Source organism: Nocardia pseudobrasiliensis NBRC 108224 (genome assembly GCF_001613105.1).
In the GTDB taxonomy this organism is placed as follows: Bacteria; Actinomycetota; Actinomycetes; order Mycobacteriales; family Mycobacteriaceae; genus Nocardia; species Nocardia pseudobrasiliensis.
Map to the genome: position 1 here is coordinate 19056 of NZ_BDBS01000030.1, position 15556 is coordinate 34611.

Annotated in this window: 17 protein-coding genes; 11 read left to right on the forward strand and 6 right to left on the reverse strand. The window is 68.0% G+C overall.

Annotated features, from left to right (window positions below):
- Positions 1 to 68: 68 nt before the first annotated feature.
- Both NP4_RS22760 and NP4_RS22765 read left to right on the forward strand, forming a co-directional pair.
- On the forward strand, positions 69 to 1451 hold the full coding sequence (locus NP4_RS22760; protein WP_068001615.1) for a TldD/PmbA family protein: 1383 nt from the start codon (positions 69 to 71) through the stop codon (positions 1449 to 1451).
- A 134-nt stretch (positions 1452 to 1585) separates the two neighbouring features.
- The gene (locus tag NP4_RS22765; RefSeq protein WP_068001312.1) at positions 1586 to 1819 is read left to right on the forward strand and encodes a hypothetical protein; all 234 of its coding nucleotides are present in this window, start codon (positions 1586 to 1588) and stop codon (positions 1817 to 1819) included.
- On the opposite strand, the gene NP4_RS22770 is transcribed toward NP4_RS22765, so the two are convergent.
- Complete coding sequence (locus NP4_RS22770) at positions 1816 to 2901, reverse strand: IS630 family transposase (protein ID WP_068001618.1); 1086 nt, start codon at positions 2899 to 2901, stop codon at positions 1816 to 1818. The two genes, NP4_RS22765 and NP4_RS22770, sit on opposite strands and share 4 nt — an antisense overlap.
- A 42-nt stretch (positions 2902 to 2943) precedes the next feature.
- Positions 2944 to 3414 carry a nitroreductase/quinone reductase family protein gene (locus tag NP4_RS22775; protein WP_082876138.1) on the reverse strand — a complete coding sequence of 157 codons (471 nt, stop codon included), beginning with the start codon at positions 3412 to 3414 and terminating at the stop codon, positions 2944 to 2946.
- A 92-nt stretch (positions 3415 to 3506) separates the two neighbouring features.
- Between NP4_RS22775 and NP4_RS22780 the strand changes: the two genes are divergently transcribed.
- Together NP4_RS22780 and NP4_RS22785 are read left to right on the forward strand one after the other, a co-directional pair.
- A complete protein-coding gene (locus tag NP4_RS22780) occupies positions 3507 to 4106 on the forward strand; it encodes a TetR/AcrR family transcriptional regulator (RefSeq protein WP_211335833.1) in 600 nt (199 codons plus the stop codon).
- Between the two features lie 233 nt (positions 4107 to 4339).
- The gene (locus tag NP4_RS22785) at positions 4340 to 4750 is read left to right on the forward strand and encodes a hypothetical protein (protein ID WP_068001318.1); all 411 of its coding nucleotides are present in this window, start codon (positions 4340 to 4342) and stop codon (positions 4748 to 4750) included.
- Between the two features lie 158 nt (positions 4751 to 4908).
- Here the strand turns inward: NP4_RS22785 and NP4_RS22790 are convergent, their stop codons facing one another.
- Positions 4909 to 5196 (reverse strand): hypothetical protein, encoded by a 288-nt coding sequence (locus NP4_RS22790; protein WP_068001322.1) that lies wholly within the window; start codon positions 5194 to 5196, stop codon positions 4909 to 4911.
- Positions 5197 to 7044: 1848 nt separating this feature from the next.
- Here NP4_RS22790 and NP4_RS22805 point away from each other — a divergent pair.
- Both NP4_RS22805 and NP4_RS22810 read left to right on the forward strand, forming a co-directional pair.
- The gene (locus NP4_RS22805; RefSeq protein WP_147287897.1) at positions 7045 to 7338 is read left to right on the forward strand and encodes a hypothetical protein; all 294 of its coding nucleotides are present in this window, start codon (positions 7045 to 7047) and stop codon (positions 7336 to 7338) included.
- A gap of 3 nt (positions 7339 to 7341) precedes the next feature.
- Positions 7342 to 8151 (forward strand): ESX secretion-associated protein EspG, encoded by an 810-nt coding sequence (locus tag NP4_RS22810; RefSeq protein WP_068001332.1) that lies wholly within the window; start codon positions 7342 to 7344, stop codon positions 8149 to 8151.
- Between the two features lie 14 nt (positions 8152 to 8165).
- On the opposite strand, the gene NP4_RS22815 is transcribed toward NP4_RS22810, so the two are convergent.
- Both NP4_RS22815 and NP4_RS22820 read right to left on the reverse strand, forming a co-directional pair.
- Positions 8166 to 8702 carry a hypothetical protein gene (locus NP4_RS22815; RefSeq protein ID WP_068001334.1) on the reverse strand — a complete coding sequence of 179 codons (537 nt, stop codon included), beginning with the start codon at positions 8700 to 8702 and terminating at the stop codon, positions 8166 to 8168.
- A 52-nt stretch (positions 8703 to 8754) separates the two neighbouring features.
- Positions 8755 to 9453: an FCD domain-containing protein gene (locus NP4_RS22820; RefSeq protein WP_114755563.1), complete on the reverse strand. Its 699-nt coding sequence runs from the start codon at positions 9451 to 9453 to the stop codon at positions 8755 to 8757.
- A gap of 140 nt (positions 9454 to 9593) precedes the next feature.
- On the opposite strand from NP4_RS22820, the gene NP4_RS22825 reads away from it, so the two are divergent.
- The 4 genes from NP4_RS22825 (at position 9594) to NP4_RS22840 (ending at position 14361) form a co-directional block, all read left to right on the forward strand.
- Positions 9594 to 10709: a mandelate racemase/muconate lactonizing enzyme family protein gene (locus NP4_RS22825; protein ID WP_068001339.1), complete on the forward strand. Its 1116-nt coding sequence runs from the start codon at positions 9594 to 9596 to the stop codon at positions 10707 to 10709.
- A 12-nt stretch (positions 10710 to 10721) separates the two neighbouring features.
- A complete protein-coding gene (locus NP4_RS22830; RefSeq protein WP_082876140.1) occupies positions 10722 to 12083 on the forward strand; it encodes a cation:dicarboxylate symporter family transporter in 1362 nt (453 codons plus the stop codon).
- Positions 12084 to 12094: 11 nt separating this feature from the next.
- Positions 12095 to 13267: a mandelate racemase/muconate lactonizing enzyme family protein gene (locus tag NP4_RS22835; protein WP_281277652.1), complete on the forward strand. Its 1173-nt coding sequence runs from the start codon at positions 12095 to 12097 to the stop codon at positions 13265 to 13267.
- Positions 13268 to 13428: 161 nt separating this feature from the next.
- Positions 13429 to 14361, forward strand: coding sequence for a S1C family serine protease (locus NP4_RS22840; protein WP_068001633.1), 933 nt, complete (start codon positions 13429 to 13431; stop codon positions 14359 to 14361).
- Positions 14362 to 14363: 2 nt separating this feature from the next.
- On the opposite strand, the gene NP4_RS22845 is transcribed toward NP4_RS22840, so the two are convergent.
- The gene (locus tag NP4_RS22845; protein ID WP_068001342.1) at positions 14364 to 14627 is read right to left on the reverse strand and encodes a helix-turn-helix transcriptional regulator; all 264 of its coding nucleotides are present in this window, start codon (positions 14625 to 14627) and stop codon (positions 14364 to 14366) included.
- A gap of 77 nt (positions 14628 to 14704) precedes the next feature.
- On the opposite strand from NP4_RS22845, the gene map reads away from it, so the two are divergent.
- Complete coding sequence (gene map, locus NP4_RS22850; protein WP_068001636.1) at positions 14705 to 15472, forward strand: type I methionyl aminopeptidase; 768 nt, start codon at positions 14705 to 14707, stop codon at positions 15470 to 15472.
- Positions 15473 to 15556 lie beyond the last annotated feature (84 nt).

Genomic DNA, 15556 nt, shown 5'->3' on the forward strand with positions numbered 1-15556 from the left:
AGCGCGGCGTCTCGCGGGGCTGACCAGGTGCGGGTGTCCCGCGGAACACAGGAGGCGGGACGGTGACGGTGCTGCACGGCGGCGAGGTCGTGGAACGGGCGCTGGCCGCCTCGCGGGCGGACGAGGCGATCGTGATCGTCACCGACGCGCACGAGGCGTCGCTGCGCTGGGCCGGAAACTCCATGACCACCAACGGATCCTCGATTTCTCGGGACTGGGCGGTCGTCTCGGTGTTCCGCGAGGGGCCGGACAAGGCCCGGATCGGCAGCGTGAGTTCGACGAGTGTGGAATCCGGCGAGATCGAGGCCGTGGTGCGCGCCAGCGAACGGGCCGCCGGTGACGCCGCGCCCGCGCGCGACGCGATGCCGCTGCTGGACGCCTCGTCGAGCCCGGCCGCGTCCGACTGGTCCGATGAGCCCGCCGCGACGGGCATCGAGGTCTTCACCGATCTCGCCCGCGATCTGGCCGTGGGATTCGACAGCGCGGATCGGCTCTACGGCTTCGCCCATCACCAACTGCACACCACGTGGCTGGGCACCTCGACCGGTATCCGCCGCCGCTGGACCCAGCCGACCGGTTCGATCGAAATCAACGGCAAGCGTGGCGAATCCGCTTCCGCGGCCAGCGCCTGGGTCGGCGCGGGCACGGTCGATTTCGGCGATGTCGATGTGCCGGGACTGCTGAGCGAACTGAATCGCCGCCTGGATTGGTGCAAGCGGCGTGTCGAACTGCCCGCCGGGCGGTACGAGACGCTGCTGCCGCCGTCGGCCGTCGCGGATCTGATGATCTACATGGCCTGGGAGATGGAGGGACGCGGCGCACAGGAGGGGCATAACGCGTTCTCCCGCGCGGGCGGCACGCGAATCGGCGAGCGGCTCACCGATATTCCGCTCACCCTGTACTCCGATCCGACCGCGCCCGGCCTCGAATACCGCCCGTTCGTCGCGACCTCGGCCTCCTCCGAACAGCTGTCGGTCTTCGACAACGGGCTGTCCGCGCGGCGGGTCGACTGGATTCGCGAGGGCGTGATCGAATCGCTGGTCTATCCGCGCGCCACCGCCGCCGAATACGACGCTCCGGTGACCCCGCCGGGCGGCAATCTGCTCATGTCGGGCGGATCGGACGCCTCGCTCGACGAACTGGTCGCCCGCACCGAACGTGGTCTGCTGCTGACCTGTCTGTGGTACATCCGCGAGGTCGATCCGGCCACGCTGCTGCTCACCGGACTCACCCGCGACGGGGTGTATCTGGTCGAGGACGGTCGGGTGACCGCGGCGGTCAACAACTTCCGCTTCAACGAGAGTCCGGTCGATCTGCTGCGCCGGGTCACCGAGGCGGGCGCGACCGAGGTGACCCTACCGAGGGAGTGGAAGGACTGGTTCACGCGAACGGCCATGCCGCCGTTGCGCATTCCCGACTTCCACATGTCCTCGGTCAGCCGAGCCACCTAGGTGACCGAAAGTGCGCTGACCGGTAACTCCCCTGGCGTATCCGGGCCAAACGGCACCGGGGCCGCGGGCCGCGCAGATAGGATTCCCATCGTGTGCCCGACCGCAGGCCAGGCCCGCTCCGGGACGGGCCCGCGGTGACTTCGCCACCGCCACCGGAACCGGATCACTCCCACGAACCCGAGTCGATCCGGCAGTGGTTGTGCGCCATCGAATCCGAGGCGGGGCCCGGATGGCGGGTCCGGCGCGAATCGCGTCCGCCCTACGGCTGGAATCTGTTGGACGATACCGACGCGGTGGTGTGCAGCGGAAGTCTGGACAAGATCGAGCTGTGGCTGCGGGCCCGTAAGGAGCGCGCCGAGGATCACTAGTGTCGTGAGTCGTTAATTCGCTGGCAGTAGCGGGCGATGGATTCGAGGATCTGGTCGGCGGTCTTGGTCCAGACGTAGGGGCGGGGGTCCTCGTTCCAGGTTTCGATCCATGCGCGGATGTCGGCGTTGAGCTGGCGGACGCTGGTGTGGGTGGAGCGGCGCAGTTTTTTGGTGGTGAGCTCAGCGAACCAGCGTTCGACCAGGTTCAGCCACGAGCTGCTGGTCGGGGTGAAGTGCAGCACGAACCTGGGATGTGCTGCGAGCCAGCGCTTCACCGCCGGGGTCTTGTGAGTGGAGGCGTTGTCCAGGACCAGGTGCACCTCCAGCTCGGCGGGGACCCGATCCTCGATCGTGCGCAGAAAGGCCAGGAACTCGGCGGCACGGTGGCGGGAGTGCAGTGCGCCGATGACCTTGCCGCTGGTCAGGTCCAGTGCGGCGTAGAGGCTGGAGGTGCCGTGGCGGACGTAGTCGTGGCTGGCGCGCGCCGGGACGCCGGGCAGCATCGGGAACACCGGCTGGGTACGGTCGAGGGCCTGGATCTGGGTTTTCTCGTCCACGCACAGCACCAGCGCCCGCTCGGGCGGGTTCAGATACAACCCGACCACGTCGCGGACCTTGTCGACGAACAACGGGTCTTTGGACAGTTTCCACGAATCCTGTTTGTGCGGAGCCAGTCCGAACGCGCGCCAGATCCGCGACACCGCACTCTGGGTCAGGCCCACCTCGGCGGCCATCGATCGCGTCGACCAGTGCGTCGCGTCCTTGGGTGCGGTTTCCAGCGTCCGGGTGATCACTTCTTCGACCCGGGTGTCGGCGATGGTGCGCGGCCGCCCCGGCCGCGGTTCGTCGAGCAGCCCGTCGAGCCGATCGGTGGCGAACCGGTTACGCCAGCGCGTCACCGACGCCCGAGATACCCCCAGCTCCCGCGCAATCGCCGTATTACTCGAATCCCCTTCACACGCAAGGACAATCCGCGCGCGTAGTGCCAACGCCTGTGCGGTGGTGCGACGGCGCGCCCACGCCTGCAACTGGGCACGCTCGTCATCGGTCAACGTCACATCCACCGCAACCGGGCTCGGCACCGCCACAGCCTACAACTGACTGCGAATTAACGACTCAGAACACTAGATCCGCGGACGCAGGCGCACCACGACCGTTCCACGCTCGACCGCGCGACGCAACTGCTCGCGAATCACCCGGCCGTCGGAGTCCAATGCGATGCCCGCGAACCGGCCGTGGGTCGGGTTGTGGCTCAAGATGATCCGATACGGCTCGACCAGCCGCTCCTCCCCGGAGATCACCTCCCAGTCCGCGTCCACGCTGCGCCCGCGCCAGATGATGCGCACCGGTTCGCCGTCGCGCAGATTGCGCCGCCATCCGGCGGCCGTGCCGATCAGTAGCTGTCCGTCGTGTTCGGCGTAGCCGACCGGATTGACGTACTCCCGCCCGGATTTGCGGCCGATCACGGTGATGATCAGCAGTTTGGCGCTCAACAGCCGATGCAGCAGCGGGGTCCGCAACAGCGTCCGCATCACCGCGTCCACGAGGGATTGTGCCCGCAGCCGCGAGGGCGGTGCGGTGATCGAATCAGTCATGGGAGGCACCCTTCTTAATTACTGAGTTGGTACTCAGAAAATACGACCCGGTGCGGCATACTGCAAGGATCCGTTGAATATCAGGAGGCGATGTGGCGGCCGAGGGACGCGCACGGGGCAGGCCGCGCACGGGTGTGCGCGAGGCGGTGATCGAGAGTGCTCAGCGGTTGCTGACCGAATCGGGCGTGGCGCGATTGTCGACCAGGGAGGTCGCGGCGCGCGCGGGCGTCGCCGAATCGAGCATCTTCTATCACTTCGGCGATCGAATGGGACTGCTGGACGCGGTGATTCAGCATCATCTGCGGCCGCTGAAGGATATGCTCGCCGATCGGCCCGGCCGAGCGGCGGAGTTGCGCGATGATCTGCTGGCACTGATCGCGACGCTGGAGGAGTTCTTCCTCGTCGCGATTCCGGTGATGGCGGCCATCCTGTCCGATGCGGAACTGCGCGCGACCTATTCCGCACGCAGTCGCGATCTGGATCTGGGCCCGCATCGGGCGGTCGAGGCGGTGCTGACGCAGTTGGGCCCGGACCGCGAGACGTTGCGTCCGGCGGCATTGCTGCTGGTCGGGGCCGCGCATCAACGCGCGCTGCAGCGGCATCTCAGCCCGCCCGCGGCGCTGTCGGCGCTGCCGTCCGCCGAGGCGATCGCCGAGGCCGCGCTGCCGCTGTTCACGACCGAACCGCGCTGACCGCCGCGCCGGGCGATCGATGCCCGCATCGGCTGTCGCGACCGCCGCCCGTATGACAGAATCGCCCCACCGGTTCGAACACGACGCCGTCCGCGCCGCCGATACCCTCCGGATGCTGTGCGTGAATACATTGGCGCACAAGAGGTTTCAAGTCATTCGGGATCGACGGGAACCGTGTGCGCCGCGGACGCGTCCAAGCGATCACACGAACATACAGTCGAGGCGGGGACAGCATGGAACAGAATGGCGGATTCGGTCCATTGATCGAACAGGCCAGGGCGGGGGCGGTTTCGCTGCAGGTGGATCCGCAGACGTTCCTGGCTCTCGACCAGGCCATGCGCAAACGCAAAGCCGATATCGAGGCCATCGTGCGACTCACCGGCACGGTATCGGGCCACGAATCGTGGGGCCTGGGTGAACAGGCCGCCATTCTCACCTCGGCTCAGACGATGGTGCGGCGTTTCCGGGAGAAGGCCGCGGGCGACCAGGCCAGCGCCGAGGCGATTCTGCGGCAGCATTGGCAGGTAGCCGACGATTTGCAGACCCTATTCCGCACGATCGGTGAACGCCTACGCGAAACCGACAGCGAATTCGCCGCCCGCCTGCGCGATGTGCAGGCCCAACAGCCCGGAGAAGCGGTATGACCGGCTACGACCAGCCCGCGATCACCGATCCGGAGAATGTCGACGCGCTGACCCATCGCCAGATCTACGACGCGTTCCAGACTGTCGGCGATCTCAGTTCCGATGTGGTCACCGCGTGGGGTCAGGCCCATACGCAATGGCGCGATTCCACCGACGAGCTACTGCGCGCGGTGCGCACCGCCGTCGACGGTCACTGGACCGGCGCCGCCGCCGACACGGCGGTCAGTACCCTCACCGCCTACACCGACCACGCCGCCGAACTCGGTGAATTGTTCCAGCAGACCGGCCAGGCCGTCGCCGACACCGCTCAGGCCGCGCTCACCACCAAGTCCTACATCCCGGAACCGGTCAGCCCCACCGCCGATCCCAAACAGGACCCCACCGGCTACGACACCCAATCCCGGGCAGCCCGACAGGCCCAGGACGACGCCCGCCAGATCATGCACCAGCGCTACGTGATTCCCTTCACCAACCAGTCGGCCAAACTCCCCACCTTCCCCCCGCCGCTGTCCGCCGCCGAATCCGGTTCCGCCACAACACCGGTTGCCCGCAACGGATCAACCGACGCCCCCCGGATCGAGCCGGTGGCAACCACACGACCGAACCACCCCGGCGACCTCATCAGCACCCTGTTCCGTCCCAACGACGACCAGCTTCTCAGCGACGACCCGGCCGCCCCCCAACCGGACCGCCCCGCTCCCCAGCACCCGATCTTCGCTCCGGTCTCCGACCTGCACCCCACAGTGCCCCAAGGCGATCCGACCACCCCCACCCTCCGCACCGACACTCCTCTCACCGGTGCACCGCCCCACAGCGGCCCCACCCCACCGCAGCACAGCGACAACCTCTGGTCACCCCCATCACCCGATACCCAGATCCCCCTTCCGGACGACACCACCCCCAAACCCACACTCCCCACCTCAACCCACCCCACGGACCCCACCCTCCCCCAGCCCATCCCGGGCTCCACCTCCCAAATCCCCCACCCTCAGCTCGAAACACCCAGCAGCACGGACTATCTCGCATCACACTCCGAAATCCCCGCGACCATCCCAACCTCCGCCTCCACCCCCATCTTCACCACCCCCGAACACGCCCTCCCCCCAACCCACACCCCCGACCTCTCCCAGCCCCAACTCAACACGCCCCTCTCGAACTCAACCCCACCCTCTCCAACACCCCCACACACCGGCACCCCAGGAACCACCACACCAACCCCCAACCCCAGCACGCAGCCCCCACAACCGATCCCAGCCACCCCACACACCGGCACCCCCATCCCATCCACCACCACACCAACCCCCAACCCCAGCGCGCAGCCCCCACAACCCATTCCGGCCACCCCACACACCGGCGCACCAAACCCACCCATCGCAGCGACACCGGGCACCACCACACCAACTCCTTACCCGGGCACGTACACCCCACAACCGATTCCGGGCACCACCACGCCGGGCCCATACCCGAGCGCCCAGTCCCCCCAGCCGATTCCGGGCACACCGGTGAATCCTCATACCGGCACGCCGAACCTCCCGGCCGCCGGGACAGCCCCGAATGTCGGCGGACCCGCATCGTCCGGTCCGATTTCTCCGCAACCTGTTCCAGGTAGCCCGAATCTGCCGCCCACCTCGTCCGGCAGCACTCCGTCGATGCCCAATGCGCCTCAGCCGCAGTCGAATACACCGCTGCCGTCCGGCTCGACGCCCGGAGCGAGCGCACCCGTCGTCTCGGGCGGTACCGGAGCCGATGCGACAGTCGGCGGTCAGTCGCCCGGGGCGACGTCGAGCTCCGGTGGGGCGCAGTCCAGTTCGTCGTTGGGCGGGGCTCCCGCGCCGACGAATGCGCCCACCGAGGGGGGCGGTTCGGGATCCGGGCAGGTGGTGGATTCGCCTCGGGCTCAGACGAACAGCCCGCAAGCACCCAGTTCAGCGGGAACCGATGCGGGTCGGCCGTCCGCGCCCGCGCCGAGTGCTCCGAATTTCCAATCGACGAGTGGTGTTGTGCCGCATGTCCCGCCGGCGCCCCCGGCACCCGGGCCGTCCGCCCCCATACCCGCCGCGCCCCCGGCATCGGCCGCGCCGTCCGTGCCCGCACCGCCACCCGCGTCTGCTGGGACCGCAGTGCCAGCCGCACCATCCGAGCCCGCGGCGCCAGCCGCACCGCCAGCGGTCGCGGCACCGGGATCCACTCCGCCTCCCGCGACATCGAATCCTCCAACACCACAGCCACATTCACCATCGGTCACCGCACCCCCCAGCGCGGGCCCAGGACAACCCGGCACCCCACAATCCCCGATGCCGAAACCCGGCATGCCGCCAGCACCACTCCACCCGCAAACCGACACCGACGTCCCCGACATCATGCCCGAGGCGGGCCCCGCCGCCGCGGGCGTGGTCGGCGCGGCCGCCGCGCATCTGTCCCACGACGGATCCATCCCCCAACATCCCGATCAGCACCGACTGCCGCGAATCAGATTGCGGTTCCAGGGCGATCGGGATCGACGCGGTAAGAAGGTGCGGATGCAGAACGAGTCGCAGGGGGCGGAGACGGGTAAGGAACCGATCGTCCCGCCCACGATCGGCGAGTAGCCGATGGCGACCTGGTCGTTCGATTCGGAGGAGTTCGCGGCGCTCTGGTACGGACCGGCGAACGATCGGATGCTCTATCCGCTCGACTATCTGTCCAGGTTCAGCCATATCAACGAACGCGACCGGTTCTGGGCCGAGGTCCGTCACCAGTACTCCGAACACGGCCGGTTGAGTTGGAACGAGGCGGATCTGCTGCGGCGAGCCTTCACGGTGCTCACCGAACCGGAGGTGTGGGCCGAAATCCACGGCGTCTCCGACGATTCCGGGCCGGTGCGGGTGGCCGCCGCCCGGCACGATCGACATGCCGCGCTGGCCGTGCAGTTCATCCGACAGACCCGCATCGAACTGAGCATCCTCCCCACCGACCAACTACCCACCCGCCTGCTCGCCCTGCTCCCGGAATGCCCGCCGGGCGACCAGCCCGCCGAGGCCTTCGGCGCGGCCGACCTCTACCTCGAGAACCAACCCGCCCTCCGCTACACCGGCGAATCGACTCCCCTGCAACGCTATCGCCGCCTCGTGCGCCGCCCGGCCACCGGCGCGGGCGTCCTCACCGTCTTCCGCGGCCCCCGCAACCTCGGCAATCGCCGACCACGCAAGGTCGGCACGATCCGCTGGTACGACATCGAATCCGACGGCCGCTACCTGGAAACCGGCACACGCACCCTCACCGTCCGCCCCGCCGAGCCCCGCGCTCTGCAAGCGGCCCTCACCCGCCTACTCGACCACGCCTTGGTCGAATACCGCGAATACCTCGAAGACGCCGCCGATTTCCCACAGACCGCCCCCGCTCCCGTCATCCGCCGGAACTAGCACCCGCGCACGAATCAGGCCGAGCCCGATTCGCCGAGATATGCCGTCTCGGCGTCGAATCCGAGGTCCACGCGCATGAGCGCGCGAAGCCGCCGGTAATTGTCCTGGCAGACGCGCCAGTCGAGGCGCGACTGCTCGGCATCGACGGCATCGTCGAGTGGCGCGGCGGCGAAACGCATGCGCGGAACCGTGACGTCGGCGATCAGTGCGCGGAACCGTTCCGGGGCGACCAGAACCACCAGTCCCAGCGTCCGGGTCGTCGCTTCGGCGGCCTCTCGAAGCCGTGTCTGCGCCGCCGCACCGACCCCCGCATTCGCGATCCGCGCCTGCCAGATCGGATGCAACGTGGCGTCCCAATATTCGACAGCGCCCAGACGCTGGGCGTGTGCGTCCTGCCGTGCCTGATAGCGCCGATCGTCGTCATGGCGCTCGCGATCTCGCCGCCGACGCCGATCCTCACGCCACGATCCGACGAACTGCGCACCCAGTACCCCGGCAAAGCCCATGCCCGCCACCACGATCGGAACCCACACCGACACCTCGCCCGCCATGGCCACAGCCTACGAGCATTCCCGGCGGCCGCGTGCGTCGTTCGAACCGGCCCTACTCTCCGGCCGCGGCGAGCATGCGCTGCTTGCCGGACAGAATGTGTTCCTCCATCAACCGGGCCGTCGCCGCGATATCGCCCGCCGCCAGCGCCTCGATGATCGCGGCGTGCTGACCGTTCGAAACCTCCCGCGCCGCCGTCGTTTCCAGACCGTGCCGCCGGAACAGATGCAGTTCCTTGGAGACACTGTCGTACAGCTCGGCCAGCCTCGGATTTTCGGCGAGGGCCACCAGCGCGCGATGCAGATCGACATTGCCCGGGTAGTAGTCGTCCACATCGGGGACGGCCGCCGCCAGTTGTGCGACGCGAGAACGTAATTCGTCGATTCGATCGGCGCTCGCCCGCTCGGCCGCGAGGCGACCGGCCGTGCGGAACAGCCCGGCCCGCACGTCGTAGAGCGCCGCGGCCTCCGATAGCGAGATCTCCCGCACGAACATGCCGCGATTGGTGCGGAATTCGACCAGCCGATCCCGCTCGAGCTGACGGCAGGCCTCCCGAATAGGACCCCGGCTGACCCCGAGCCGCAGCGCGAGCGCCGATTCGTTGATGCGGTCCCCGCCGCTCAGCGCACCCGTGATGATCATGCGTTCGAGTTCACCCACGATCAGCTGCGGCAGCGAGGTCGCCTGTCGCTCGGCGACCTTGCGCTGCAGCGCGTTGATCACCGCGTCGTCGCGCTCATCCGACAGCGTCATGACCCCTCTTCACATCGACGGCACGGGCGATTCGCGCAGTGAACCACAGCGGCAGGCAAATTGCAAATCGTTGACAGTTGACGATTGGTGCGCGCACACTCGGAGCCCTGATGAAGGCCCGAGCCGGTGGAGGCTGTCGGATGAGGATCAAAGACATTCGCGCGAGTGTGCACACCATGTCGATCGAGGTGCCACTACTGGACGAACGGGTCAGCGGCTACGGCCGCGAGGAACAGAAGGAGTTCGTGTTCTGCGAGGTGGAGACCGATGAGGGACTCACCGGCGTCGCGGTCACCGGGCATTTCCTGGCCCGCGCCGTCGTGGCCGCCCTCGAACAACATTTCCTCCCCGCCGTACTCGACCTCGACCCCCTCGAACTCGAGGCGATCCATCAGCGAATCTGGCGTCGCCTGAACCCGCGCGCGATGACCGGTGTGGTCTCGAGCGCGCTGTCGCTGCTCGATATCGCGCTGTGGGACATCATCGGCAAGCAGGCGGGCCGGTCGGTCGCGAGCCTGCTCGGCGGGGCGCGCGCGAGCGTGCCGGTATACGTGACGTTCGGCTTCCCGCAGTACGACCGCGAGCTGCTCGCGGCCGCGGCCCGGTTGCAAGTCGAACACGGCTTCACCGCATTGAAAATGGTTGTGGCCGTGGATGATCGAGGCTGGCGCGAGGACGCCGTGCGAATTCGCGCGGTCCGCGCGGAGGTCGGCGACGACATCGACCTGATGATCGATGCGAACTACCTGTTCACCCCCACCGAGGCGGCCTTGCTCGCCCGCGCGGTCGAGGATGTGAACCTCACCTGGTTCGAGGAACCGTTGCAGCAGAACGACGCTCGCGCACTGGCCGATCTGCGCGCGAACACCCGCGTCCCGATCGCGGCCGGGCAGATGGAAGGGCATCGCTGGCGGCTCCGCGAATTGGTCGACCACCGAGGCGTCGACATCCTGCAGCCCAATGTCTGCTACTGCGGCGGTTTCACCGAGGCGCGCAAGGCCGCGCATCTGGCCCAGATCTACAACCTGCCGCTGGCACACGGCGGCGGCTGGCCGCTGTTCAACCTGCACACCCTGGCCGGTCTGATGAACGGCTGGCTGCTGGAGTGGCATGTGGGCATGGCCCAGGTCGGCCAACTGCTGTTTCCCGACTCGCCCCGACCGGCCGCCGGTCGCATCACGGTTCCCGACCGGCCCGGCCTCGGCCTCACCGTCGACCGCGACGCCCTGCGCGCGACGCTGGTCCCGGAGCGGTGAACGAGGTGCGTCATGTCGCTCACGCAATCCAAATCCCTTGCCGAGGAAGATGATTCGACTGTACCGCCGCGTTGGCGACGGCTGGTCGGCAGTACCAGTCTGCAGGTCCTCGTCGCGGTGATCGCCGCCGCGATATTCGGGTCGACGGCCCCGCGCCAGGCCACCGCGACGCAGCCGCTCGCGACGGTATTCATCGATCTGATCCAGATCGCCATCGCGCCGATCGTCTTCCTGGTCACGGTCACCGGCATCGTCACCACCGGCGGTTTGAAGGCGGTCGGCCGCATCGCGGTGAAGGCGCTGATCTACTTCGAGATCGTCAGCACCGTGGGCATGCTGCTCGGACTGGCCGCGGTCGACCTGCTGCGGCCCGGAGCGGGCGTGCACCGGCCGGAGCACGCGTCGGATCAACTCTCCACCTATGTGCCCAATGCCGGGCGCGACACCTCCTTCGGCGCGTTTCTGTCGAAAATGGTGCCCGACAATATCGTCGGCGCGTTCGCCACCGGCGGGGTGATCCAGGTCCTGGTCGTGGCGGTGCTGTTCGCTCTGGCCGTCGTGGCGCTGCCCGAGCCGGTGTCGGCGCCGGTGGTGCGCGGGTGCGCGACGCTCTCGGAGGTCTTCTTCCGGTTGATCCGGCTGGTCATGCTGCTCGCGCCGATCGGCGCCTTCGGCGCGGTGGCCGCGACGGTGGGCCGATACGGACCGCAGACCCTGACCGCGTTGATGAAGCTGGTCGGGGTGTCGGTTCTCGCCATGGTCGTCTTCATCGTGGTGATTCTCGGCGTGATCGCCCGCGTCGCGGGATTCTCGCTGTGGCGGCTGATCCGGCATCTGCGGCGCGAACTGCTGGTCGTCCTCGGCACCTCATCCTCGGAAGCCGTTCTGCCGCAACTGATGCAGCGGCTCGAGGAGGTGGGATGCCGACGGGCAGTGGTGGGTCTGGTGGTGCCGTCGGGCTATTCGTTCAATCTGGACGGCGTGGCGGTGGTGGTGCCGATCTGCGTGGTCTTCATCGCCCAGGTGTACGGAGTGCCGCTGACCTTCGGGGATCAGTTGACACTGTTTCTGATCTTCCTGGTGCTGTCCAAAGGAACTGCGGGAGTGAGCGGTTCGGCATTCGTCACCCTTGCCAACACCGTCGCCGCGACCGCGCTGGTCCCGGTGGCCGGACTGGCGCTGGTGCTGTCGGTGGATCGGTTCCTGTCCATGGCGCGTGCGCTCACCAATGTGCTGGGCAATGCGGTCGCGGCCGTGGTGGTCGCCCGCTACGAGCCCGGCGGGCTGGATCGAGATCTGGTCGCCGCCACGATCGGGTCCCGCAACCACTCGATCGAGCCCGAAACCACTGAGCCCCTGTCGAATACACCCTGAGGAGGAATACCGTGCCCCGAATCGTCGCAATTCACGAAGGCACCGTGGCGATCAGCTCCGCGATGAGCAACGCCTTCATCGACTTCAGCGCCATGGACTGTTCGATCGTGGCGGTGGTCAGCGATGTCGTGCGCGACGGGCAGCCCGTCGTCGGCTACGGCTTCAACTCCAACGGCCGCTACAGCGCGGGAGAAATACTGCGCCGCAGGATCATTCCGCGCTTGCTGGCCGCGCCGCCGGACGAATTGCTGACCGATGACGAAGCGGCGATCGATCCGGTGCGCGCGTGGGATGTCATGATGCGCAACGAGAAACCCGGCGGGCACGGTGAGCGTTCGGTGGCCGTCGGCGTGATCGATATGGCGCTGTTCGATCTGGCCGCCAAGCTGGCCGAGCAGCCGCTGCATCGTTGGCTGGCAAAGCATTTCGAGCTCGGCGAACCGGATGAGGATGTATTCGTCTACGCCGCGGGCGGCTACTACGCGCCGGGCAAGGATCTCGCGCGGCTGCGGGACGAGATCGCCGAATTCCTCGGACAGGGCTACGACGTCGTCAAGATCAAAATCGGTGGCGCGCCGCTGGCCGAGGATTTGAAGCGGATCGAGGCCGTGCTCGAGGTCCTCGGCGGCGACGGCAATCGGCTGGCGGTCGACGCGAACGGTCGTTTCGATCTCGCGACGGCGCTGGATTACGGCCGGGCCCTGGAACCCTACGGCCTGCGCTGGTACGAGGAGCCGGGCGATCCCCTGGACTTCGCGCTCAATGCCACACTCGCCGAACACTATTCGTTACCGCTGGCGACCGGGGAGAATCTGTTCTCCACCACCGATGCCCGCAATCTGATCCGATACGGCGGCCTGCGCCCGGATCGCGACATCCTGCAATTCGATCCGGTGCTCGGCTACGGGTTGGTCGAATATCTGCGCACCCAGGACATGCTGCGCCGCCACGGCTGGTCGTCGCGGCGCTGTATTCCGCACGGCGGACATCAGTTCGCCTGCCATATCGCCGCGGCCGCCCACCTCGGCGGCAACGAGTCCTATCCCGGGGAATTCCAGCCGACCGGCGGCTTCGCCGATTCGGCGATCATCGAGCGCGGGCGGCTGCGGCTGGGCGAGACGCCGGGAATCGGGTTCGAGGACAAGGCGAATCTGTATCGGGCGTTCCGGGCCCTGCACGATTGAAACGACGCGCGGGATTTGCGCTGCGGGCGAACACGGGTGGCGGGTGGGGTCGTGCCGTGGATCCTGGAGGAGAGCAACACTGTAATCGTGTAATAGAGGTGGTGGTCGCCGTGGCCGAGGATGCGATCGCGGGCGCCGCGAACGATTCGACGAGCGATGAGCTGCTCGGCGGATCCACCGACGCGGCGGCATTGGATGCCTATTCCAGGACGGTCGTCTCGGTCGCCCGCGCGGTGACACCGCATGTCGCGAGCGTGCAGACCCGGCGCGGGGGCGGGTCAGCGGTGGTGTTCACCGATGACGGGTTCCTGCTGACCAATGCGCATGTCGTGGGTTCGGCGAATACGGGGACGTTGGTGTTCGCCGACGGGGCCGAGGGGCGCTTCGATGTGGTGGGCGTCGATCAGCTGTCGGATCTGGCGGTATTGCGGGCCCGTGGCGGCGCGCCGGATGCGGTGCCGCTCGCAGATGCCGACAGTTTGGTGGTCGGGCAGTTGGTTGTCGCGGTGGGCAGTCCGCTCGGGCTGGCCGGATCGGTGACCGCCGGGGTGGTGAGCGCGCTCGGCCGTTCCGTGCCGGTGGGGACCCGTCGCACGACGCGGATCATCGAGGATGTGATCCAAACCGATGCCGCGCTCAATCCGGGCAATTCCGGTGGCGCGCTGTCGGATTCGGCAGGGCGGGTGGTCGGGGTCAATACCGCCGTCGCAGGAATCGGTCTGGGCCTGGCGATTCCGATCAACAGCACCACCCGGCGAATCATCACCACACTGCGCACCGAGGGGCGGGTGCGCCGCGGCTACCTCGGCATCGTCGGCGTTCCCGCGCCCGTGCCCGCCGCGGTCGCCGCGCGCATCGGTCAGCAGACCGCGCTACGCATTGTCGAGGTCGTCCGCAATGCGCCCGCCGACCGCGCCGGGCTGCGCACGGGCGACCTCATCCTGAGCATCGCCCGCACCGATGTCCACAACGCTCAGGGACTGCAGCGCCATCTGCTGGCCGACACGATCGCCCGGCCGCTGCCGCTGACGGTTCTGCGCAACGGGGCCATGGTCGACGTGATCGCGGTGCCCACCGAGCTCACCGCGGAGTGATGTCAAGCCGATTCGGCCAGCGCGGCCGACTGCCACACCTCGGCCAACTCCTGCAGCGGAATATCCAGCGCCCGGCTCAGACCGACGACCGTGCCGAAGGCCGGGCTGGGCAGGCGGCCCGATTCGATCTTGCGCAGGGTCTCCGGGGAGATGCCCGCGACCCGCGCGACCTCGGCCGGATCGCGTTCGGCGCGGGCGGCCCGCAGATAGGAGCCGAGTCGGCGACCGGCCGCCACCTGGGCCGGAGTGAGCGGGAGGCGAACCATGCCCTCAGACTACGGGTTGGTATTCAAATACCGCAAGCGCTATGGTCGGTATTTAAATACCGATACTGGAGGTGAACGTGGTCGAGTTGAAGACGGCCCGGGAGATCGAGCGCATGCGGGTGACGGGACGGTTCGTCGCCGAGGTCCTGGGCGAGCTGCGCGAGCGGGCGCAGGTGGGGGTGAATCTGCTCGAGTTGGAACAGCATGTGCGCCAACGGATCCGCGCGCGCGGCGCGACCTCGTGCTACTGGGACTACGCACCCTCGTTCGGGCGCGGCCCATTCCGCAATACCATCTGCCTGTCGGTGAACGACGCTGTGCTGCACGGACTTCCGTTCGACTACCGCCTGCGCGACGGCGATGTGCTGACCATGGATCTGGCCGTCGGCATCGACGGCTGGGTGGCCGACGCGGCGATCACGGTCATCGTCGGCACCGCCGCCGAGGAGGACCTCCGCCTGGTCCGCGCTACCGAGGAGGCCCTCGCGGCCGGCATCGCCGCCGCTGTCCCCGGCAACCGAATCGGCGACATCTCCGCCGCCATAGCCGCCGTCGCCCACGCCCACGGCTACCCCATCAACACCGAGTTCGGCGGCCACGGTCTGGGTCGCACCATGCACGAGGACCCCCACATCGCCAACAACGGCGCCCCCGGCCGCGGCTACCGCCTCCTCCCCGGCCTGACCATCGCCCTGGAACCCTGGTTCGCCGCCACCACCGACCGCATAATCACCGACCCCGACGGCTGGACCCTCCGCTCCGCCGACGGCTCCCGCACCGCCCACTCCGAACACACCATCGCCATCACGGAAAACGGTCCGACAGTACTGACCCTCGCCGCCTGAATGTCGACCGCACCGGCGAATCCACCACCAGCATGCGCCATGGAACCGAACCGATACCCGTCGAGGAGTATCGGCAGACAGGTA

What these genes read in the sequence shown, in the direction of transcription:
- NP4_RS22775 (WP_082876138.1), bottom strand. Translation starts at nt 3,414, where the DNA reads ATGACTGATTCGATCACCGCACCGCCCTCGCGGCTGCGGGCACAATCC.
- NP4_RS22785 (WP_068001318.1), top strand. Translation starts at nt 4,340, where the DNA reads ATGGAACAGAATGGCGGATTCGGTCCATTGATCGAACAGGCCAGGGCG.
- NP4_RS22805 (WP_147287897.1), top strand. Translation starts at nt 7,045, where the DNA reads ATGCCGAAACCCGGCATGCCGCCAGCACCACTCCACCCGCAAACCGAC.
- NP4_RS22810 (WP_068001332.1), top strand. Translation starts at nt 7,342, where the DNA reads ATGGCGACCTGGTCGTTCGATTCGGAGGAGTTCGCGGCGCTCTGGTAC.
- NP4_RS22815 (WP_068001334.1), bottom strand. Translation starts at nt 8,702, where the DNA reads ATGGCGGGCGAGGTGTCGGTGTGGGTTCCGATCGTGGTGGCGGGCATG.
- NP4_RS22820 (WP_114755563.1), bottom strand. Translation starts at nt 9,453, where the DNA reads ATGACGCTGTCGGATGAGCGCGACGACGCGGTGATCAACGCGCTGCAG.
- NP4_RS22825 (WP_068001339.1), top strand. Translation starts at nt 9,594, where the DNA reads ATGAGGATCAAAGACATTCGCGCGAGTGTGCACACCATGTCGATCGAG.
- NP4_RS22830 (WP_082876140.1), top strand. Translation starts at nt 10,722, where the DNA reads ATGTCGCTCACGCAATCCAAATCCCTTGCCGAGGAAGATGATTCGACT.
- NP4_RS22845 (WP_068001342.1), bottom strand. Translation starts at nt 14,627, where the DNA reads ATGGTTCGCCTCCCGCTCACTCCGGCCCAGGTGGCGGCCGGTCGCCGA.